The 20,744-nt window shown below is 44.2% G+C and carries 19 protein-coding genes; 15 read left to right on the forward strand and 4 right to left on the reverse strand.

Annotation, left to right across the window (positions count from 1 at the left end):
* Window positions 1–103: 103 nt before the first annotated feature.
* The 4 genes from SIB88_RS05195 to hisH are packed head-to-tail and all read right to left on the reverse strand — an operon-like array spanning window position 104 to window position 4,052.
* Window positions 104–1,333: an N-acetyl sugar amidotransferase gene (locus SIB88_RS05195; RefSeq protein WP_412557510.1), complete on the reverse strand. Its 1,230-nt coding sequence runs from the start codon at window positions 1,331–1,333 to the stop codon at window positions 104–106.
* A complete protein-coding gene (locus tag SIB88_RS05200) occupies window positions 1,330–2,538 on the reverse strand; it encodes an N-acetyl sugar amidotransferase (protein ID WP_412557511.1) in 1,209 nt (402 codons plus the stop codon). Before SIB88_RS05200 ends, SIB88_RS05195 begins: the two co-directional genes overlap by 4 nt.
* A 9-nt stretch (window positions 2,539–2,547) precedes the next feature.
* Window positions 2,548–3,435 carry a HisA/HisF-related TIM barrel protein gene (locus tag SIB88_RS05205; RefSeq protein WP_412557512.1) on the reverse strand — a complete coding sequence of 296 codons (888 nt, stop codon included), beginning with the start codon at window positions 3,433–3,435 and terminating at the stop codon, window positions 2,548–2,550.
* On the reverse strand, window positions 3,432–4,052 hold the full coding sequence (gene hisH / locus SIB88_RS05210; protein WP_412557513.1) for an imidazole glycerol phosphate synthase subunit HisH: 621 nt from the start codon (window positions 4,050–4,052) through the stop codon (window positions 3,432–3,434). The genes SIB88_RS05205 and hisH overlap by 4 nt, the downstream gene beginning before the upstream one ends.
* Before the next feature lie 167 nt (window positions 4,053–4,219).
* On the opposite strand from hisH, the gene SIB88_RS05215 reads away from it, so the two are divergent.
* From SIB88_RS05215 to SIB88_RS05285, 15 genes are read left to right on the forward strand one after another with little or no spacing between them, the layout of a single operon-like run.
* Window positions 4,220–4,921, forward strand: a complete 702-nt coding sequence (locus tag SIB88_RS05215) for a class I SAM-dependent methyltransferase (RefSeq protein ID WP_412557514.1) — start codon at window positions 4,220–4,222, stop codon at window positions 4,919–4,921.
* Between the two features lie 26 nt (window positions 4,922–4,947).
* On the forward strand, window positions 4,948–7,299 hold the full coding sequence (locus tag SIB88_RS05220) for a PEP/pyruvate-binding domain-containing protein (protein ID WP_412557515.1): 2,352 nt from the start codon (window positions 4,948–4,950) through the stop codon (window positions 7,297–7,299).
* Window positions 7,296–7,895 (forward strand): type 1 glutamine amidotransferase, encoded by a 600-nt coding sequence (locus tag SIB88_RS05225; protein ID WP_412557516.1) that lies wholly within the window; start codon window positions 7,296–7,298, stop codon window positions 7,893–7,895. The genes SIB88_RS05220 and SIB88_RS05225 overlap by 4 nt, the downstream gene beginning before the upstream one ends.
* Window positions 7,892–8,641, forward strand: a complete 750-nt coding sequence (locus tag SIB88_RS05230; protein ID WP_412557517.1) for a phosphocholine cytidylyltransferase family protein — start codon at window positions 7,892–7,894, stop codon at window positions 8,639–8,641. Before SIB88_RS05225 ends, SIB88_RS05230 begins: the two co-directional genes overlap by 4 nt.
* Before the next feature lie 15 nt (window positions 8,642–8,656).
* Window positions 8,657–10,051: a hypothetical protein gene (locus SIB88_RS05235; protein WP_412557518.1), complete on the forward strand. Its 1,395-nt coding sequence runs from the start codon at window positions 8,657–8,659 to the stop codon at window positions 10,049–10,051.
* 2 nt (window positions 10,052–10,053) lie between these two features.
* Window positions 10,054–11,973 carry a hypothetical protein gene (locus SIB88_RS05240; protein WP_412557519.1) on the forward strand — a complete coding sequence of 640 codons (1,920 nt, stop codon included), beginning with the start codon at window positions 10,054–10,056 and terminating at the stop codon, window positions 11,971–11,973.
* Between the two features lie 2 nt (window positions 11,974–11,975).
* Window positions 11,976–12,506: an adenylyl-sulfate kinase gene (locus SIB88_RS05245; protein ID WP_412557520.1), complete on the forward strand. Its 531-nt coding sequence runs from the start codon at window positions 11,976–11,978 to the stop codon at window positions 12,504–12,506.
* Window positions 12,499–13,053, forward strand: coding sequence for a hypothetical protein (locus SIB88_RS05250; protein WP_412557521.1), 555 nt, complete (start codon window positions 12,499–12,501; stop codon window positions 13,051–13,053). The genes SIB88_RS05245 and SIB88_RS05250 overlap by 8 nt, the downstream gene beginning before the upstream one ends.
* Window positions 13,046–13,783: a formyltransferase family protein gene (locus SIB88_RS05255; protein ID WP_412557522.1), complete on the forward strand. Its 738-nt coding sequence runs from the start codon at window positions 13,046–13,048 to the stop codon at window positions 13,781–13,783. The genes SIB88_RS05250 and SIB88_RS05255 overlap by 8 nt, the downstream gene beginning before the upstream one ends.
* A 2-nt stretch (window positions 13,784–13,785) precedes the next feature.
* Window positions 13,786–14,526, forward strand: a complete 741-nt coding sequence (locus tag SIB88_RS05260) for a cytidylyltransferase domain-containing protein (protein ID WP_412557523.1) — start codon at window positions 13,786–13,788, stop codon at window positions 14,524–14,526.
* Between the two features lie 49 nt (window positions 14,527–14,575).
* Entirely contained in the window at window positions 14,576–15,493 is a 918-nt protein-coding gene (locus SIB88_RS05265) for a Gfo/Idh/MocA family protein (protein WP_412557524.1), read from the forward strand.
* Entirely contained in the window at window positions 15,486–16,481 is a 996-nt protein-coding gene (locus tag SIB88_RS05270) for a hypothetical protein (RefSeq protein ID WP_412557525.1), read from the forward strand. Before SIB88_RS05265 ends, SIB88_RS05270 begins: the two co-directional genes overlap by 8 nt.
* 17 nt (window positions 16,482–16,498) lie before the next feature.
* Window positions 16,499–17,869, forward strand: coding sequence for a glycosyltransferase (locus SIB88_RS05275; protein ID WP_412557526.1), 1,371 nt, complete (start codon window positions 16,499–16,501; stop codon window positions 17,867–17,869).
* Window positions 17,866–18,912, forward strand: a complete 1,047-nt coding sequence (locus SIB88_RS05280; RefSeq protein WP_412557527.1) for a class I SAM-dependent methyltransferase — start codon at window positions 17,866–17,868, stop codon at window positions 18,910–18,912. The genes SIB88_RS05275 and SIB88_RS05280 overlap by 4 nt, the downstream gene beginning before the upstream one ends.
* A 17-nt stretch (window positions 18,913–18,929) precedes the next feature.
* Window positions 18,930–20,741 carry an asparagine synthase-related protein gene (locus tag SIB88_RS05285; RefSeq protein WP_412557528.1) on the forward strand — a complete coding sequence of 604 codons (1,812 nt, stop codon included), beginning with the start codon at window positions 18,930–18,932 and terminating at the stop codon, window positions 20,739–20,741.
* Window positions 20,742–20,744: the final 3 nt, after the last annotated feature.

A 20,744-nucleotide genomic window follows, 5' to 3' on the forward strand; every position in this document is an offset into this window, starting at 1 on the left:
GTCATGCATCTGTGCCAAAGGGAATTATGGTAGGTGAAAATCTCAGGTGGAGATGGCCTAAAGGGTGATGAGGTTCTCTCAGGAAACCAACAATTTAAAAAAACTAACTACCACCTTTCAGGAGTATCCTGTGTGCAGACGGACGCCCGATACGTCTTGGTAAAAACTCTGTGTATTTAGCTTTTTCTTCAAGTGTTAATTCCCCTTCGCCTGACAGTGCGCAGCTTTCAATGCTGTTCAGCTCCCACCCAGAATCTGTTTTTTTCCATACTCTCGGATCTCGATGTTTATCGACGGCATCGAAAATTTCTTTTTGGCTGATGTCCAGAATTTTAAGTTCTCGGCCTAGATTGGCTGTAGCTTGGTTTCTGTATTTGCGTATAAGTTGAAGGCCTTGGCTTGTGGTAATTCGTCCGTGCCTGATTTCGCGAGCTACATGATCGTTGACGACGGAATATCCAAATTTTCTGAATTTAATTTCATCGTGCAATGTATTGTATATCAAGCAATCGGGATCGCTATAATTATCAAAAGTCCGATGCTGTTGTTCTCTGTATACGGGATATATTTTGTGCATTTCTTCGTGCTGCATCTTTGTATCCCAACGTATATAGTTGCCAAGGTAAATCCCCCTGATTCCCTTTTGGCGTATTATGTCATCTTGTGGATAGAAAAGAGATGCCAAATCTGAAGTTGACAATCCATGGTCTTGGGGAACTATTTCTTCTGGAGCTAGCGCCATTAAGTCATGCTCGTTTCGATACCATTTAGACATTTCAACATTGTCAAAATGGGAGAACATACCGACTTGCTCCAGGCCTTGATGTGCACCCCATATTATCAATGGAATCCCTTTCTGAGCGGCTACTTGCACAGGAAAGGTTGTTGCTCCTGCAAGGTAGGGCCAATGGATACTGCCTACTAGCTCAAGCGACATACGAGTAAGTTTTCTTAGTCTTGCGGGGTTTGGTGTCTGGGCAATGATGTCGCAGCCTATTGCGGATCTGATTAGCTCGATGTTGTAAACACCCCCAGCGGTGTTGTAATATCTATTGTAGGTGACAAGTAATGGATTGAGATTGTAAGTATTTTTTATTGTATGTGCGATGAATAATGAATCTTTTCCTCCCGATATTGGTATTATGCAATCGTAGTTTTTTTTGTTTCTTAATTTGTAATTATTTAAAAGGTGGTTTAGTTCTTTCTCTTTGTTATCCCATATGTTTTTGTTTTTTTCTTCATGAATAAGGCAACCGGAACATATTCCGTCTTCATTGAAGGTGATTCCAAGGGCGTGGTTTTCGGGGTAAAGGCATTTAGTGCAATGTCTCATTGCTTATCTGACTTATTTTGTGAGGCAACTACAGTATCTACTCGATTGATAACTTCGTTCGTGTCGATTTTATCAATTTCGTTGTAACTATCCCATATAGGGCTTTTTAGTTGCCATTCTCCATTGTTGTTTTGATACCACATTGGGCCACGAAACTTTCCAACGTTTGCTGTGAATTCATTAATGGTAATGCCAATCCACTTGCAGAAATCGCGGATAAATTTGTCGCTACACTTGCCATCAAGTTTCTTAACTAAAGCAGCAGCCTCTTCTCGGGTCATCCTGCCGGCCCTGACGTCGTAGGAGGCCTGTTCTGTCGTCTCGCCGAAGCCAAACTTAACGTGTTTCATCATGAAGTTGACAGCCGCGCCATTGTTGCTGTCCAGAGAGTGATGTTTGTAATGAATACCGAGCTCTTCATGTGACGAATGATGTGGTGTCAGCCCGTGGCGAAGCGAAAACACTGCGTTGTTCCAGCCACTCCAGTCTAGGAAATATCCCATGAAAACCCCTCGGCCTCCCCATGATTCAAGTTCTTCTTTGTTTGGGAAGGTGTAGAGAATTAAGTCGTCTTTTGTGACGCCGTCTCCTAGCCAAATGTCAGTCGCCGCCCCTGATAACGTGTTGCTAAAACGGACACCGCTGGCGTCCCATCCAGGATAGTCCGTGTTGGTGTCTCCAGCTTCAAGTGCGGGGTTTTCTCCGAAGAAGACAAGAGGAATGTTATATTCAATCGCTGTTCGGAACGGAGCTGAAAAAAGTGCAAGCTCGGAGAACTTTGCAATATTGCCATGCTCAAAGAAGGATCGCTTCGCAAGTTTCACTGCAATTTTGGGATTGGGTTGGATTGATAAAACATCAAATCCGCATTCAATAATGTTTTCAGCGTTCTTACGCCCAAGTTCTGTTACATCAGATGACACATACATTACTAGCAAAGGGTTGAGTCCGAACTTATCTCGGAGTTGGTGCGCTTGCCAGAGGCTGTCTTTGCCGCCGCTTACTCCTAGGATGCAGTCCCAGCTGCTCTGCGTTGTGGCTTTCGCCCAGTCCGCAATGTCCTGAAATTGTTGATGTCGCGCATTCCAGTCTATAGTTGCTTTCTTCTCATGCCAGCGGCAAGCGGAACAAATGCCCTCTCTATCAAGTTGCATTCCTGGGCGGCTTGTAGGCATTACGCATCTTTTGCAATAACGCATTTCCATATTGTTTCGCTACCCCATCAGCCCAGTTTCATCGAGCATATTCCATAGAGCACTTTCTTTGGAGGCCGATGACAGTTCTTTTTCTGCTTTTCGTTTCACAGCTTGGAAATCAAAGAAATTGCTTGACCTAGTATCTACTTTGGATGTGATAGCGTCTTTCACTTTTGGGTAACTTAGCTCTGAAAACGTAAACAAATTTGCTGCTGCTGCTGCGTCTGCGCCTGCCTCGATGGCAAGTCTAAAGTCATCGTGGGTGCCGGCGCCACCTAGTGCCATCAGCGGGATATCTATGACGTTGCGCATTGCTTTGATAATAGGCAGATCATATCCAAATGTTGTTCCATCTCTATCTATTGACTGCAATAGTATTTCTCCAGCACCAGCCTCTTGAAGTGTACGGGCCCACTCAAGTGGTGGGCAGCTCTCAGGGACTGTCCGGCCTTCAGAGTAAACGACATGCTCGTGGCCTTCCAGTTTGACATCAATACCGGCAATGATTGCTTGAGATCCAAAAACCTTAGCTGCATTACTTACAATTTCAATATTGCGGTGAGTTGAGCTGTTCAGAAGTACGCGGTCTGCCCCAGATTGGAAAATGCTGTGTATCTCTCTGATATCCCTTATGCCGCCCCCGACAATTAATGGTGCAAAGCAGTTTTCGCTAACCTCTCTGACGAGTTTGCAGAGGTTAGTCAAATCGCTAATGTTGTTACGGAAGGGATGAGAGTTTCGATAACTCGAGATATTTAGAATCACGATTTCATCGACATCCCAGACCTTTAGGCGTTTGGCGAATTCTAACAAATTGCCGGTCCTCTGATGGCGATTGAAGTCTCTACTTAGCACATGATGTGTGCCGTCCCATAGCAAAACGGGCGTTACTCTTTTTTGGGTCATGACGATCTACGTAAAAATTGTCCAAGAAAACTGAGCCCTGCTTTTTGGCTTTTCTCCGGATGTGCTTGAATGCCCCAAACATTCTGTTTGATAATTGCGCTAGGCCAATTGTCGCCGACACAGTACGCGGAGACCGCGTTTGGGTCTTCGGGAAGGCAGGCGTAAGAGTGGTTGAAGTAGAAGCTTTCCTCGATATCCAGTCCGCCAAAGAAAGGAGTTTCTTCTCGAAAGTGTATTGGTGCCCAACCGGTTTTGGGTGTTTGCGCAGAAGGCGAGAAGTCATTTAAGTGTCTTACTGAGCCAGTAATTGCCCCGAGACCTTGATGTCGACCAAACTCAAAACCTTCGTCGAACAATAGTTGCATTCCCACGCAAATTCCAAGTACCGGTTTGCCTTTGGCAATTTCTGTTAAGAGCATTTTCTTTAGGCCGCGGCGTACCAAGTTCTCAGATGCCTCGGAGAAGGCGCCAACTCCAGGAAGTATAAGATGTGAATACTTATCTGCATTGTTTTTTGCGCTATGAATTAGACCGACCTGATATCCTAAATATTCAAAGGCCTGAGAGACAGAGCGGATATTTCCGCAGCCATAATCAACGATCCCGACATTAAGCATGTGTGAGGCCTGTATGAATTCAATCTTGGAGTAAAGAGTGTGCCATGTTTTGATAGCAGAACAGTATGGGGGACGGCTAGAGAGAACAAAAAATTATGTTCGCAGTCGTAACTGAAGAATTGTATATGCAAGGTAGGATATGAACTTCAAAAAGGGGCCGTGGGGCAATGGGAAAGCAAAATAACAACAAACTTAGTAGGTTGCATGCCGATATTCTTCAACAACTGGACCTTGAGTATGAGTCCAATCCCCTTAGTTATAGAAAATTTGCTAACGCTCGAGGAAGGCCGTACCAAGCTTATGAGCGAATTAAGTTTGAAGGCTTGAGGTGGTCCGTTGAGAGGAGAATTAAGGAATATTCTTTGGCTCGATATCTAAAACCTCAGGCGAAAGTGTTGGACATAGGAAGTAACTACGGATTTTTCGTCTGCGAGTTTGCCCAGTTTGTTGCCGTCGCGCACGGTGTTGAGCCAGTTCCTGAGTTGTGTCGTGTCGGGGAACTTACTGCGGAATTTTTAGAAGTCGGAGAGAAAACGAAATTCTATGCTCAGAAGTTCGAGGATTTTAGTCCCGAATGTAAATATGACACGGTGTTCTCATTGGCTTCATTCTTTACTACGGATAAGAATCAGCGCAGTACTCCTGATGAGTATTTCGGAAAAATAAAAAATATGCTGATTTATGGGGGTGAATTATTTTATGAGTCGACTAGTTATCAAAAACAAGAAAATCAAGAGGATTATGAGCATTACTTGCATGCCTTGAAGGCTAAAGAATGCTTGGAGAACATGTTTGATGTGTACGATTGTTACGAAACTCCGTCAGGCCCAGAGAACTTTAGGCTATTTATGAGGTGCAGGAATAAATAATTGATCCTCAATGGAGTATTGTTAGTTTGTCTTTTTTTGATGGGAAGAATAAGTCGCAAGTTCTGGCCTCTCTTGAGGGGAGAGTCAAAACTGCGCGTGTTTTGCCACAAGTTTCCTTCTCAGTGTTCGATTGGTTGACGGCGAGGGGGAAGACTCTCGATCGGATATTCGGTGCTCCATTTGGTGCAGAGCCTCTGATTGTCCGGTCAAGTTCGTCTTTGGAAGATAGGGCAGATAGTTCACTTGCTGGCGCATTCGAGAGCATCTTGAATGTCACCTCGAGAGAAGAAGCATGTCGCGCGATAGATGCTGTGCTTAACTCGTATGGCGATACAGCTTCTGATGAGGATATGATCTTTGTTCAGCCAATGCTTGCAGGCGTTAGCGCGAGCGGTGTCGTGTTTACTCATGACCCGAATAACGGCGCCCCTTACTACGTCATTGATTACGCGCTTGGCGAAGACACAACTCTAACCACTGGTGGGGAGAGTAACGAAGGCAGAACATGCTATGTTCATCGGTATGCAGACAACGAAATAGATAGTGAACTTATAGCTAGTATTGTGCGTTTAAGTCGCGAGCTTGAACAGATCACTGAATGCGATTCTCTTGATATTGAGTTTGGAGTGAATGGCGATGGTGATGTTTTTCTCTTTCAGGTTCGACCGCTGAACTCTGCTGTAAAATTGACCAAAGAAGAAGTTGAAAAGCAAGTTGTAGCCTTGCAGCAAGCTGCTGATATGGTGTCTCGTTTGAATCAGAGAGTACCATACGTGACCGGCGAGAAGACGCTTCTTGGGAATATGCCGGACTGGAACCCGGCAGAAATGATTGGGGCTCGTCCTAAAGCGCTCGCTTTGTCTCTTTACAAAGAGATGATCACAGATCGTATATGGGCCTACCAGAGAGACAATTACGGGTACAAAAATTTAAGGAGTGTTCCCCTTCTGTATTCGTTGGCGGGAAGCCCTTACATTGATGTTCGGTCCAGCTTTTACTCATTTGTTCCAAAAATGGTTTCGGATTCGTTGGCAAAAAAGTTAGTTGACTACTACTTGAAGCAACTCGAAGAGAAGCCGGAACTCCACGATAAAATTGAATTTGATATCGTTTTCTCGTGCTTTACCCCGTCGACAATCAGAATGAGTGAAAAGCTTGTTGCAGCAGGCTTTTCTCCAGAAGAAGTTCGTGAGCTTTTGGTCGCGCTGCGTGATTTGACCAATCGGGTTACTCATCCGGAGACAGGGGAATGGCGGGTAGATCGAGGGAAAATTGATGTATTAAGGCAAAGGCAGCAAAAACTATCAAAAGGAGATTATTCTCTGTACGACCGTCTTTTTTGGCTGTCTGAGGATTGCAAGAGATACGGAACCTTGCCTTTCGCGGGATTGGCTCGAGCAGCCTTCGTTGCTACGCAGTTTGTTAGGGCGTTACAAGACGAAGGAGCCTTGTCACCTGAACGTGTAGAAGACTTCTGGAGGTCGTTGGAGACAGTTGGCTCTAAGTTAAAATTTGATCTTGCTCAAATGGACAAGGGTGATTTCTTGCTTAAGTATGGGCATTTGCGTCCAGGTACTTACGATATAACCTCTTTGAGCTACCGGGAAGCCCCTGACAGGTACTTTGATTGGGATAAAGAGCGAGCTTACTTATCCGGATGTGTTGGTAGGGAAGAGTTTCGCCTCAAATCAGATGAATTCCGGCGGGTTCAATCTTTAATTGAAGAGTATGAAATACAGCATACTCCAGAAAGTTTGTTTCGTTTTATCAAAGCTGCGATTGAGGGGCGTGAATATGGGAAGTTTGTCTTTAGTTGGTCAATAAATGAAATTCTCAGATGTATTCAAGAGTTAGGCGAAAGGCACGGGTTTACACGTGAAGAGTGTGCATATCTAAACTTTCAAACGTTGTTGGGCAATTATTCCAATTCGGTACCTTTGAAACAAGTTATGGGGGATTCCATAAAGGTTGGAAAAGAGCAGCATGATATAGCGCTCTCAGTAAATCTCCCTAGTTTGATCAAAAGTGTGTCTGATATTTGGACATTCGAGGTAACTAACAGCACTCCAAACTTTGTTACTCAGCTGGAAGTTAGTGGTGAAGTAGTTCTTACTAACACCGAAGTGAACCACAACGACTTGAAGGATAAAATTGTACTAATCACAAATGCGGATCCTGGGTTCGACTGGTTGTTGAGTGCTGGCGTGAAAGGTTTTGTGACATGCTATGGTGGGGCTAACTCCCATATGGCCGTTAGAGCGATGGAGCTAGCAATACCTGCCTCGATTGGGGTGGGGGAGCGACTTTTTGCAAAGCTCTCCTCGGCTAGATTTGTTGAACTCTCTTGCTCTGGCAAAAAGATAACGGTGCTATCATGATGCCTAGGATTGGTATTTCTCAACGAGTGGAACGTGTCCATTCGTATGGAGAGACGCGTGATTGCTTAGATCAAAATTGGATTAAAAGTTTCGCTGAGGTCGGTGTGCTTGCGGTACCAATTCCCAATAACCCGGATTTATTTACCCAGTTTTCGTCAACACTAGGATTGTCTGGGTTTGTGCTGACTGGAGGAAATAACTTAATGCAATACGGAGGAGAGGCTCTTATGCGAGACGAGTTGGAGCTTCAATTGCTGAAATATTCAGCTGAGCGAGATCTACCGGTTTTGGGAATATGTCGAGGTATGCAGTTTATGCACGTCGAAGACGGAGGTGAACTGGTTCCTTTGGACGGGCATGTGGGCACAAGGCACGCTGTATTCTTTAATGGCAAAAGCGTTGAAGTTAACAGTTACCATCGTTGGGGGATCAAATCGGAGACGAAGGGCTATTTGGCTGTAGGTGTGAGTGACGACGGGACTATTGAGGCTATTCGTCACCGTGATAGGCGATGGGCAGGTGTCATGTGGCATCCGGAACGTGAGTTGAGTTTGAGCTCGCATGATCGGACTCTTTTCAAGGATTTGTTCACATGACCAAAGGGCTAATTCTTGCTGCTGGGCGCGGGTCTCGTTTGGGTGAGATGACTGAGCATATGCCTAAAGGACTAGTCGAGTTGAAATCCAAGAGTTTGATTGCTCGGACTATTGACACTATGCGGTCATCAGGATTGGATGAAATCGCGGTTGTTACGGGATATCAATCAGAAAAGATCGATAAATTTGGTCTGCGTACCTATAAAAATGAGCAGTGGAGCAAGACGAACATGGTTTCGTCTTTAATGGAGGCGGATGAATGGTTGAGCACAGGAAACACTATCGTTTGCTATAGTGATATATTCTTCTCACCATATATTTTGCAAGATCTCATATCATTTAAAGGTGATATGGTGATTACTGCTGATTTGAAATGGGAGTGTTTGTGGCGTCGACGAAACGAAGATTTTCTTGCAGATGCGGAGTCATTCCGATCCGTAAACGGAAGGCTGGTCGATATAGGTCGACAACCCGTCACGCGTGAAGAGATTGAAGCCCAGTACATGGGGCTTCTTAAGATTTCATCAGAGGGCTGGGCGCGGATCAAGGACTATCTTCTATCTCTAGAAAAGGGAGTTGTTGCTGGCCTGAGTATGACGGATCTATTGATGAGGCTAATAAGTCTCGGAGAAAGTGTGATGGTTTGCTTTACCCAAGGCCAATGGGGGGAGGTCGATACACCTACAGATTTAAGTCTTTATCTGAAAATGGATAATGATGGCGAGTTTGGTGATTGGCTGGATTGATAGAAGATTGAATTAATGATGAATTGGGATTTCAAAGAGCTTGAAGATTTTTCACGCAACGTCAACTTGGTATTGATTTTAGACCATGGTGGAAGGGCAGGTAGTAACTTCTTTCAATGTATATTTGATAAAAAAGCGGACTTTGTTGTATCCCCTTTAATTCACTATGTGTATTCGTACTGGCATAGAGTATTCGGAGGCCGGAACTGTGTCAGTGCTAAGGAGGGTCATGCTTTTGTTTCTGAAATTTCCTATTCTAGATTGTTGTATCAAGATCCCGTCGCAGATATTGGAAGGCTGATATATAAAATTGGAGGTGATGTCTCTGCGCCATTTGATCGAGTTTCGTTTAGGAAATTGATCGACAGTATATTTGAAGGTAGGGAAAGTGTAACTCGCAAGCAAGTTATTCTCTGGACGTATGCCGCCTATGCGATGGTGCGAGGTTACCGGCTATCTGGTGTGAAGTTGATTGGTATTAACGATGCCGTTTCTCTAAGTTCCGAAAACATGTTAATTGGGTTCTCTGGCGTTGTTATAGACAATGCTGCAGAAGACTTCCCTCAACTCATTAACTTAGCTTTGGTGCGCGACCCGCGCGCTCAATATGCCTCGACGAGGCATCAAATGCTAAATGAGTTTGGAAATAACTACGCGATAAAGCCGGGGAATTGGCTAGCATCTCTAGTGAAGTTGTATAGCGAGAAATTCTCATTAGAGCATGGTCCGGCTCATTTCTGTTCATTCTACCAGTATGCGACTTTCAAAGCTCTAATGAAAAAGTGTAAGTCTAGCAAGGGTAGATGGTACTTTATTAAGAACGAAGATATTAATTGCAGTTTTTTGCCGACAATGACCGCGCTCTGCAATGTTCTTGGGATTAGCGTTCATCCGGAATGGATTGAGCAAGGGGATAACTACCGGGTAACGATGTTGGGAAGGCCTTGGGCTGGAACTGGGGCGTATAATAGTCGGTACCAGCAGGTTGTAGATGGGCCGATCGCGAATGATAGTGACGAAATGTCTGCCAAAGCTACAGGGCCGAACAGATATGTAACTGAGCGGTGGAGAAAGCGTATTCCTAGCTCAGAGATAAGCATTTTAAATTGCTTGTTTTTTGAAGAGATTTCCAAGTTTGGTTATGGAGAGGGTGGTGAGCCGAAATTTCAACCAAAGGGGTTACCCATTCTCTCTCTCTGGTCCTTTTGCGCGGGGGAGTTTCCGGGGCGTGATTGGCTGTTTACAAAGGGAAAGATCGTTGCGAGGTTGTATTATTTGATGGCATTTTGGCCATTTTACTTTTTGTCTCGGATCAAATTGAATAAATTTTATAAGCAAGAGAGATTTTTTTCGGGATTAGGGTCTGATTCTTTTGATTTGATTTTTATTTCTGACAAGTGGAATAATTAATAGTGATAGTTTCAGATCGAATTTCACTGAAATTGGTTTTATATTCAATTGCGTTTTTTTTGATTAAATTACGTAAAGTAAAGTTTGTTTTGTTGGGGGAGGGAGATGGTTCATTAAAGGTTTATTTAGTTCGTTTATTAACAGATTTTAGAATGGTCGACTTTGATTTAGCTGATTGTACGACGACATGTAAGCTGCACCCTTTTATTGAGCGAGAAAACTATCTGCTTGAAGCTTTCACTGAATTCTCGGGATTGATGAAGTTAGCATTTACTCAGTCTCGCGCGGATAAAATGGTCAAATGGTCGGATTTTCAGCAGTTTCTCGCGCGATATGTGCTGTTTAGGGATGGGGAATCTGTTGCGAAATGCATTATAGCTCGGCATCTTTTGCTTACAAATAACAGTATTGATCTGGTTTTTCTTGATGAAAACATCATGTCCCGCCAGTTAAAGGAAACGTACCCTCGTAAGGTGTGTGTTCTCGCTAAGAGGCCGTGTCTGCAAGGGTTAGGTGCTTCTGTGTTTAGATACCTATGGCAGATATGGTGTGGTGCTTCGGGCTGGGTTGATATTGTTGCCAAGCAAGGACTTGATGTATCAGCAAAGAAGCGAATCGCCATTCAGTACGTACATGGATTTCATAATCAAGGCTGGGGAACAGATTGGGATTGGTTTGAGCATAGTCGGCTTGATTATAAAGATGTCGTTTACCTGGCTGAGAATGAATTGAAAGTAAGGGACGAAGATGTTGAGAAGGCTAGAAAGGTTGGTGTGGAGTTTAAATTTGTTAAACGAAAGTTTTTTGCAAAAAACAATGAAGTAATTGTTGGGCTGTTCGGAATAATTTCTTTTTTTTATGTGTTGTTCTTTAGTGCTTCTGGACGGACATTCGTGAGTGTCTTTCTTTCGTATTTTTCGATTTTTTGTAAATGGAAATATCTTTTTAAAGCTGCTGGGGTTTACGGTTATGTGAACGTTGGAGATGCAAACTTCGATGCTATTCCGAAAATACATGCTATTGAGTCGATTGGAGGTGTTAATCTCTCTTATGAGTTTAGTGCCACGGGGTTTCAATCTTATTTTGACGCTTGCCCAACTGGAAAGCATCAATACCTGATGTGGGGAAGCCTTAGTAAAAGGATACTCGAAGATAGTGCGGGGAAGGTTCCATATAGGCTCTCTCCCAAGTGCTTTCCGTTTGCTGGGAATATGAAGTTACATCTACAGTTTTCTAAAACTCGTAAGCAAGAAGAGATGGTGAAGAACATAAAATGTTTAGGATTTGAGAAGACTGTTCTTATTGCTGATTCAACCCCTACACACTTGAAGCTGACTTCATCAAGAAATTTAGAGAAATTTTATGATGCTATCCTTCCACTTGTTGAAGAACATAGTGACACACTGTTTGTAATAAAGCCACAAAACGCATCAGCACTTTCAGAAATTATTCATCAGAAATTAGCCGCACTCTCTAACCGAAAGAATGTGTTCTTAATCTTGGAACCACTTGGTTTGACACACTTTTTACTCCCTTTAGTTGATGTTGTGATTGGGGCGCCTGTTTATGCATCACTCATTTTTGAAGCTCTAGCTGCGGGCAAAAGGACGATCTGCTTTGATTGCTGGAGGTTCCCGCATGTGGTCAGAGAGGTTCATTCCAAAGGCAGTTTGGTGACGTCTTCATCAGAACTAATGCAAGCCTTTGATAAGGCTATTAGGGGCGAGTTTGATCAAGACAAGCTTCGGAGGCTAATAGAGCCCTACGGAGACAGCAGGGGGCATGTCAGGTTTGGTGCCTATCTGGGGGTGTGGTTTGATTCACTGAATGAGTTCGGTTCAGCGGATGCTGCGCTGGGCCATGTGATGAAGCGCTATGATAAGGCGTGTAACGAGGTTAGCCAAAGCGTGGGGATACATTAGTTTTGATAGTATGGCTTACAGGGCTCTCGGGAGCAGGGAAGACAACTGTCGGCGAGCTTCTATACCGCAAAATAAAAGCTCGATTTAGTGCTACGGTTCTGTTGGATGGGGACGTTCTTCGGGAAGTTTGGGCCGATGACCTCGGGCATGATATCGAATCGAGGCTCTTGAATGCGAAGCGCTTGTCAATGTTGTCAAGAATGTTGGATCTTCAGGGAATTAACGTTGTCGCATGTGTATTGTCAATTTCGCCATTGTGGCGGAGATGGAACCGGGAGAACTTGTCTGACTATTACGAGATAAAGCTTGAGCCCGGCATGGATATATTGATTGAACGTGACAGCAAAGGACTTTATGCCGCTGCTATACGTGGAGAAATTGACAATGTTGTTGGAGTAGACATTCCTTATCCCAACGATGTAACACATGATTTGGCTTTCATTGGACGGGAAGCATTGGTGCCTCCAGATGAGATCGCTCGACAAATTTTTGAAAAGATAAAGGATCGTTTGGAGGCAGATAGGGGTGACTAACTATCCTTATGTTTCGAGGCAGCCTTTCGAAAAGGCAACCCGCTATGATTATGCGTCTAGCGAAGTTGACGCATTTTTTGAGTCTTGGATGTCGGCACGGAAGATATTTCAAGATCGTTTATCTAGGGTGCGGGCGGATCAGCAAGCGTCTTCCTTCGTGGAGCCTCCTTCATCGTCCGGTTTTCTAAGCTGTGTAAGTGTTATCAACGGATGTGATGATTTTCACGCTAATGAGTCGTTTTGGGCTCTGATCCGAAAGTTTGAAGTCTTTGGTCGTCTCTTTGAAGGTTATACAGCCGAAATGCTTAGGCATCCCGCTGCTAGGCCGGCTGATGTAGGTGTTTATGCACTGTTCGCCAGGAAGTTGTTTTCGTTGAGTGAAAATACTGGCGTACTTCAATTTCTTTCAACTGGCATGAAGGTGATCGATGCTCTTTCGGGGGTTGAGACAAGCAAATTTGATGCTTCAACGGCTAGAGAAGTTCAGCGCCTCATAACCGACGAGCGTGTGTTGGTTTATGCTTTGGATGGAAGAATTGATGGCTAATACGAGGTTTTCCCGAAGCTATGGTATGGTTTTGGCACCAACTACGCGGTCTAAAATGTACTTGCAGCTCTTGATGTTTGCTGGGGTGCGCCCCAGCCACGTGATCCTTCTGGGCGAGGATCAAGCGTTTCAAGGGAATGAAGAAAGAATGATCTTGCAGAGTGACTTCGGGAGTTTCGAGTACGATCCAAGTGTTGGGATTAAGGACTTTCTGAAGAAATTTGACATAGTTCATGAATACGCGCCTTGCTCTGACGTAAACAAGCACGAGTTTGTAAGTTATTTGCGGGGCGCTCCGGAAAGCGAATATATTTATTCCGGCTATCCGGGGGTAATATTGGGGAAGGATCTTTTATCTAATTCAACGAAGCGTTTTTTGCATGCTCACGGAGGCCGAGCTCCGCGTTATTCAGGAAGCACAGCGTTTTATTACAGTATTCTTGAGGAAGGCCTGATCGGAGCAACGGCGTTCTGGGTTGACGAAGGTATTGACACTGGCGAAATCATTGCAGTTATTGAGCGCAAGCCGGTACCGAATTTGAACATAGATTTTGTCCAGGATCCATTCATTCGAGGAGAAGCGTTGTTGCGTGCGCTTGTTCGTTTAGAGGAAGGTCATCAAGGTGGAGAGCAAGCTTCGGAGCGCAATCAAAAGCGTATTGCTTATCACGTCATCCATCCTGTTTTGAAAAATTGTGCTCTACGTAGAGTTAGTTATCAGGAAAGCTGAACATGCAGGTGATGGCAACCATAGAAGCTCGAATGGGATCCAGTCGCTTACCCGGGAAGGTGATGTTGGAGCTGGCGGGTAAGCCAATGTTGCAATGGAAAATTATGCAGGTCAGGCAGGCCAAAACGGTTGATTGTGTAAAAGTCGCATCCGCTAGCTCACCGGCAAATGCTTTAATCGAAAACTTCTGCGAACGCATTTCTTGCCCGGTGTTTAGGGGAAGTGAAGATGATGTCTTGGACCGACTACTGAAGGCAACAGAGGTAGAAAACCCTGAAGTGATCGTTCAGTTAACGGGTGACAATCCTTTAATCAGCCCGAAGTTGATTGATGACGCTGTGAAATATTTGCTGGAAAATGACCTAGACTTTGTTTCGAATTCACTAAGCCAAAATACTATAATTGGAATGAACGTACGCTGCTTTAAGAGGTCAGCTCTCGTCGCTGCGTCTGAGAAATGTACGGATCCGAAAATTCGAGTTCATGGCGGTTATTGTATTCAACAGTATCCGGATTCTTTCCGGATTGGAGAAAATGCTGTCCCAAAACAGTGCTTGCGAGATGACATTCGCTTAACTGTCGATGAAGTCGAGGACTTTGAGCTTGTAAGGCGGATCATTTCTATAGCTAGGTCGGAGAACCAAGAACTAAGCCTTGATAATATCTTATCCTATTTTGATCGAATTCCCGACCTGAAATCTGTTAATTCGGCAGTCCGGCAAAAGCTTGTTGGTGAGGGATAGTGTTGTGGGATGTGGGATATACACAGGCATAGTAGTCGGAGGTGGGGTGATGGGGGCCGGGCAGGGGGCAGCGGATAGCACAGACCCTGTTTCCCACGCTGGAGCGATCGTAGCACACAGCAGGTTGAAGCTTTCTGCGATATGTGACGTGAACGCTTCTATGGACGCCAAAAGTTGGGGTGTTCCAGTTTATGGTTCGTTGGAGCTTGCGTTAGAGGAAACTGATCCTGATTTTGCCGTCGTTGCTGTTCCTGAAGGCGCTCAGTTGAATGTCTTGGAGCATCTTCTTCAGAGTGACGTGAAGTTAGTTGTTGCTGAGAAGCCATTGGCTCTAAATGTGTCAGAGGCCGAGGATATCGTTTCTTGCTACAAAGAAAGTGGAAAAAAGCTGATTGTCAATATGTCCAGGCGGTTTTCCGCTACATATTCTAGAATGGCAGAAATTTTTCGAAATAAAGATGAATTGCCAATATGCGCGACAATCTACTATGCCAAAGGGGTGCGACATAATGGAGTGCATGGACTCGATCTTGTAGAATATCTGTTTGGTGATATTACTTCTTGGACTCCATTGTATCATCGCATTGATTACGACGCTTCTGATCCTTCTGTTGCTTTGTTTATTCAAACCAAGCTGTGCCCGCAGGTGTTTTTCAGCGTATTAGATGAAAGGCTTGTGACACATTTTGAAGTTGATGTTTTTACGGATCAGCGACGCTATACGGTTGATAGTGATCATCGGAGACTTTCGACGCGTGTTATACTGGAAGGCGTGGGAATTCCACGAGGGCGCAGATTTTCGTCTTCGAATTACTCCAGCACTGACTATTGCAAGTCATTAGAAAATTTGATGAATAATGTCGTTGGGGTGTTAGACGGACACGAAGATGTTGTTTGCAGCGGTGAGGATGGGATTAAGTCATTAAAGTTGGCTTGCGCTATATTGGAACATGTGCGCGATGTTTGAACCTAAACTTTGCAGCGAGCATATTGACCGTATTACGGGATGTTTGGAACCATACGACAATGTCTATTTTTATACAGCTGACCCTGGGGCTACGTCCGCGCTTATGCCCTTCTTTCGTCGTGCTAAAGAATTGTCGAAATTTCGAAATTGGTATGTTGATGGCTGGGCGTGTTCAGTAAGTTTAGAGCAGCAGCAGCCAATTTCAAAACACATACTTTCGAGTTCAGCTTGCGGTAAAACCGCTGTCTTTATGGGGCAGCAGGTGGATTTTTCTAGAGCATTTGATCGCTTGCAGGCGTTTAAGAACGCAGGGTTTCACACTCATTTTGTGTCGGATCATTGGAAGGATATATCTCTAAGCTTCAAGCCAAAAGAAAAGGGCGATTTTTTATTCCCTGATAGGTTTTACGTGCCAGATACTGAAGCGTTTGAGCGCCAATTGAAATGGCTGCAGCAGCGCGGGATACCAGATGAAGTTGTGAAATCTTCTATGGTCGCCTTTTTTCACCCAGGTGTGGAAGCCTCATTGAGTATTATTTCCGAATTCTCTGCTGTGCAGTGCCAGAAGCTAAGGGATCGCTACAGTGTCGCAACTAAATGCCTAGTGACAATGATGCTTGATTGTACAACCCCAGAAGAAGAGGTTAACTACGGGTTTGGCTGGAGGTCTTCATTGATATCAGCTATCCAGCATTTTACTGAATGCTACGAAGATACCACTCTGTTGGTTAAGCCGCATCCGAGGCAGCGAAGGGTTGAGGTTTTGGATGTGGTAATGAAGGCTTCCAATCCGAAAATAATGGTTGTGGAAGAGAATGCTCCAGAACAGTTTGTTGCTGCAAGTGACGAGATTTGGGGGGCAACAACTGTTCTATTGGTTGTAGCAAGGAAGGCCGGAAAGAGGATTAAAGTGTTTATGCCAAACAGAACCTCGAAAGGTGAGCTGGAAAGCAACATTCACATTGAGCCGTATATTGTAGATATTTGAATTGGTTGAGAGAATAAATGTCTGAGAATGTTGCTATTTCTGTCTATGTCCCTTGCCACAACTATGGCTCCTTTTTGAAGGAGGCTGTTGAAAGCGTCTTTAGGCAAAGTTTTAAGGATTGGGAGTTGATTATTATCGATGATGGATCATCAGATAATACTCCGGATATTATAAAACTTTACTCAGGTGCGCCGAATGTAAAGACTATTCGCACCGAAGGTATTGGGTTGCCAGCTGTTTGCAATAGAGCAATTGCAGAGGCTAATGGGAAGTACATTATTCGCCTGGATGGAGATGATGTATTTGATGAAAATATTCTGTTGGTTTTGCACAGTTATCTCGAAAATAATCCCGGAACATTTATGGTGTTCCCGGATTATTACCTGATGGACCAGATCGGCAACATTTTCTCACATGAAAGACGCCGCAAGCTTTACGAGGAGGACCATATTCTTGATATGCCTCCAAACGGGGCCTGCATTCTTGCGCAAACTGCTCTTATGCGAGAAATTGGTGGCTATCGGGAAGATCTTGGTGCGCAAGATGGTTTTGACTTGTGGGTTCGAATTCGGGAACGTTACAAGTGTGGCAACGTTAATCTGCCGCTGTTCTACTACAGGCGCCATTATCACAACTTGACGGGAGCAAGTGGTGAGAGTCCGGTCATCAAAAATGCCAGACGACAAATCAAAAAAGACATAACCAGAGAGAAAATTGAGCGTAATCTCCCAATTACCGCCGTTGTTCCGGTGCGAAAGTACTTTGATTTCGTCGAAAACTTCTGGTCTGAGGAGATCGGGGGAAAGAGTATGCTGGAACATGCTTTGGATCGACTTATCGGAAGTGAGTTATTTGATAATATAATTGTTTCTTCGGATGAAGACAGTGTCCAAGATGTTTTGAAAAATTACGACGATGACCGCTTAGCATTCCATTCTCGATCATTCGAGAGCACGTACCGATCAGCACCTCTTTCGGAGCTGCTAAACGAAATACTGACGCCGCTAGACCCGGACATGAACGGCGTTACTGTTATAAATTATGTTCAGGCGCCTTTCCTGACCCGTGAGTCGGTTGAAGAAGCGATTTATACATTGTTGCTCGCAGATGCGGATGCTGCCATTTCTGTGGAGGAGTTCGATGACAAGAACTTCTATGTAAAAAGTGCTTATGGGCTACAGAACATGCAGTTTCATCGCTTTCAATATTTGGATGGCGGTAAAATCTATTATGACACGAATGTTTGCTCTGCCGTGCGGAACATTAACGTAAGAAAAGGAAACATCCGAGGGCCACGTTTGACACACTATACAATCACAGGTCCCGAAGGATTCTTCGTTGGGAACGAGCACAATTTTGAAATTGCCAAACTGATTGCAGAGCGATGAAAGCGAGAAAGATAAAGTTTTCGAAGTCGATAGGTGATGTTGTCAGTGAGAAAAACCGCATAGTCGACATGGAGAGCAGATTGCAGGCTATAGTAGTTGAGGCTACTGGGCATCTCTCAAGCTATCCGGACAGAAGGAACTGTCTTTTATGTGGAAGTGATGTAGCGCTTGCAGAACAATTCTTGCATCGTAAAATAAAGTTTTTGCACTGTCATAATTGCGGTCATGTTCAAACTCAGTGTGAGCCAGATGGTCAATACGAAGAAATTGTTGCGTCAGCGTTAGGTTATAAAGAGATTTATCCCGATAGCTCTTGGGAGGATTTTCAGTCCCGAACCGAGAGGGTCTACCAACCCAAGTTGGAATGGATCATTGAAGGACTGGGGGCGCGGGCAACCAAAGCCGAGCTTGCGAACCTTAGCTGGTTGGATATTGGGTGCGGAGCTGGATACTTCCTTAATGCATTAATAAAAAACGGGTTTTCGAATTGTGCCGGAACAGATTTGGATGTTCACAATTTGGCCGTCGCCGAGAAGTACTTGGACGGTGGGCAAGTGTTTCAAAGTGAAACTAGCGTAGCTGATACCATAAAAAATGCTGCGTCAGATGTCATCACTGCTTTTTATGTTCTTGAGCACGTTTCAGACATGAAAGATGTTATTGATGCCTTATCTCGCAAAGAGCAAGGGACTATTTTTGTGTTTGCTGTTCCCGTGTTTAGCTTCATTTCAATATTTGAAGGCCTTGTTGAGAAACATTATCCAAGATCTTTGGATGCCATGGTGCATACTCAAATTTTTACCGACGAGTCCATCGATTATATGATGGAAAAATCGGGGTTTGAGATAGTGTCAGAATGGATTTTTGGGCAAGACATTGCTGACATTCATAGGTTTATTGATGTGGGCTTGAATTCAAACTACCCTCAATATTTGCGCGATCAATTCTCGCAGAAGTTTGCAAAATTGATTGATCCATTGCAGATGGTTCTTGATGGTGCTCGATTTTCCGATAGTCGCCATATCATTGCGATCAAGAAATAGAAGCATAGAATGTCCACATGAAACATTTTGCCTTAACTGTTCCCCTAAATTCGCGCTTTTCGGATGCAATACTTAAGCGGGAAGGCTTAGAGAGTAAACAGAGCTGTGACGAGGTTTCTGTTAAACATCTTGGCTTTGATGATCTGATTTTCGTCGCGGTCGACCAAGCCAAATCAAGAAAAGTTTTCATTTTAGGAAGCGTTCTGGAAGGAGGGACTGTCGATACGCAGTCTGCGGCTATGCGTCTAGCCGCTGCTGACGATCCCGACGCTGTTGTTGCCGCATTTAATGGGGAATTTCTGGCCGTTGTTGTAGACTTCGAAGAGGTGAATGTCGCGGTATATACTGACAGGTTTGCATCTTATCCGTTTTATTGGGCGTCAAATGGAGATCAGCTTGTCGGTAGCTACATATATACAGACTTGGCGCGCTATTGTTGTAGTTGGGATGGTTTTCAGCTTAGGGCGGAAAAGGCATTTGAGTTTTTCTACCTTCAGCGTTTGATGGGCACCGAGACACACGATACTCTGAGTAAGTTTCTGCCTGCTGCGTCAAAACTGTTCCAGGATGCTGCAGGAAATTTATGCTGCCGTTTTTACGGGCAGCGAGGTTTTGATAAGTTTGATAATGTGTCAACCGATGATCTCTCTTCGAGATTTGTCGGTTTAATTGATGAAGCTGTTAAATCAAGGCTCCCAAAAGATGACAAATATGGCGTCTTTTTGAGCGGGGGGCATGATAGCAGGCTGGTTGCCGCCTATGCTGATAGTCGAGCTCAGTGTTACACGTTGGGTTTCAGCGATAATCTCGAAGTGAGTTGCGCTAGAAAAATTTCCAAAGAACTTGGTCAAAAGCATCATTTCGTAAAGCTTCCGCAAGACCATTTTCTGCAAATATTGAGTGATGCTGGTTATTTAAGCGGTGCCATGTACGCTGTTGATCATTCGTTATTTGTCCCGACCGCATGTTTGAAACAATTGGATAGTAATGTAATTCTGCATGGCCATGCACTTGATTACATGTTCCAAGGAATGTACTTGAACGCGTCACCAGTAAAATTTTTTGGTAGGAATACATTTCTCAAAAAATTTAAAAAATTCCCAGAAGATATTGCTAGGTATTTTCTCCAGAACGCTTCTTTCAAGCTTAAGTACAATTTCGCTGAAAAATACGGGAAATCAAATCAGGTTATTGATTTTCTTTCAGATAGATTGTACCGAACAGTAAATAAGCTTGTAGATGAAGCAAAGGAGTTTGAGTACTCATCAGCCGATATATGGGAGTATTTATACTTTCACCAACCTTCTCGTCATTACACGTTCTCAAACGTTCTTAGTAAACGTCTTCATGGAGAAATAAGGACGCCTAGTTTCGATGCGAATCTGTATTGTTTCTATCGGGGGTTGAGGGGAAGTGATCGCCTATATGCGCAAATGTCCCGTGCAGCTATGTCACGGCACCCTTCAAAAATAGGTCAGATACCTGCTGGAAATTACGGTCTACCAGCAGCTTGGGGGCCTGTTCAAAAGACCGCAGGCTTGTTCTTTAGAAAAGTTATGAAGGAAATCACGGGTAACCCCGCATACGCGGTTCCGGGAGCTGATGCTCGTACTTGGCCTAATCGAACAGACTACTTGCAAAGTGACGAAGGGTATTTCTCTGAAGTACGAGCTGCTGTGGACTATTGTGCGAAATGTGATGTGCTGGACTTCTTGGACTGGGATGCAGTTCGGGCGGATCTCGAAGAATTGAAAATGAGTAACGGTGGTGCAAGCTTCCTTGTTTCTGCATTAACTTACGCCCTCTTCCATAAAAACGTTTACGGGTAACAG

The sequence above is a fragment of the Thalassospira sp. MIT121401 genome, assembly GCF_047125595.1.
GTDB classification, from domain to species: domain Bacteria; phylum Pseudomonadota; class Alphaproteobacteria; order Rhodospirillales; family Thalassospiraceae; genus Thalassospira; species Thalassospira povalilytica.

What these genes read in the sequence shown, in the direction of transcription:
- SIB88_RS05195 (WP_412557510.1), bottom strand. Translation starts at nt 1,333, where the DNA reads ATGAGACATTGCACTAAATGCCTTTACCCCGAAAACCACGCCCTTGGA.
- SIB88_RS05200 (WP_412557511.1), bottom strand. Translation starts at nt 2,538, where the DNA reads ATGGAAATGCGTTATTGCAAAAGATGCGTAATGCCTACAAGCCGCCCA.
- SIB88_RS05205 (WP_412557512.1), bottom strand. Translation starts at nt 3,435, where the DNA reads ATGACCCAAAAAAGAGTAACGCCCGTTTTGCTATGGGACGGCACACAT.
- hisH (WP_412557513.1), bottom strand. Translation starts at nt 4,052, where the DNA reads ATGCTTAATGTCGGGATCGTTGATTATGGCTGCGGAAATATCCGCTCT.
- SIB88_RS05215 (WP_412557514.1), top strand. Translation starts at nt 4,220, where the DNA reads ATGGGAAAGCAAAATAACAACAAACTTAGTAGGTTGCATGCCGATATT.
- SIB88_RS05225 (WP_412557516.1), top strand. Translation starts at nt 7,296, where the DNA reads ATGATGCCTAGGATTGGTATTTCTCAACGAGTGGAACGTGTCCATTCG.
- SIB88_RS05230 (WP_412557517.1), top strand. Translation starts at nt 7,892, where the DNA reads ATGACCAAAGGGCTAATTCTTGCTGCTGGGCGCGGGTCTCGTTTGGGT.
- SIB88_RS05235 (WP_412557518.1), top strand. Translation starts at nt 8,657, where the DNA reads ATGATGAATTGGGATTTCAAAGAGCTTGAAGATTTTTCACGCAACGTC.
- SIB88_RS05255 (WP_412557522.1), top strand. Translation starts at nt 13,046, where the DNA reads ATGGCTAATACGAGGTTTTCCCGAAGCTATGGTATGGTTTTGGCACCA.
- SIB88_RS05260 (WP_412557523.1), top strand. Translation starts at nt 13,786, where the DNA reads ATGCAGGTGATGGCAACCATAGAAGCTCGAATGGGATCCAGTCGCTTA.
- SIB88_RS05265 (WP_412557524.1), top strand. Translation starts at nt 14,576, where the DNA reads ATGGGGGCCGGGCAGGGGGCAGCGGATAGCACAGACCCTGTTTCCCAC.
- SIB88_RS05270 (WP_412557525.1), top strand. Translation starts at nt 15,486, where the DNA reads ATGTTTGAACCTAAACTTTGCAGCGAGCATATTGACCGTATTACGGGA.
- SIB88_RS05275 (WP_412557526.1), top strand. Translation starts at nt 16,499, where the DNA reads ATGTCTGAGAATGTTGCTATTTCTGTCTATGTCCCTTGCCACAACTAT.
- SIB88_RS05280 (WP_412557527.1), top strand. Translation starts at nt 17,866, where the DNA reads ATGAAAGCGAGAAAGATAAAGTTTTCGAAGTCGATAGGTGATGTTGTC.
- SIB88_RS05285 (WP_412557528.1), top strand. Translation starts at nt 18,930, where the DNA reads ATGAAACATTTTGCCTTAACTGTTCCCCTAAATTCGCGCTTTTCGGAT.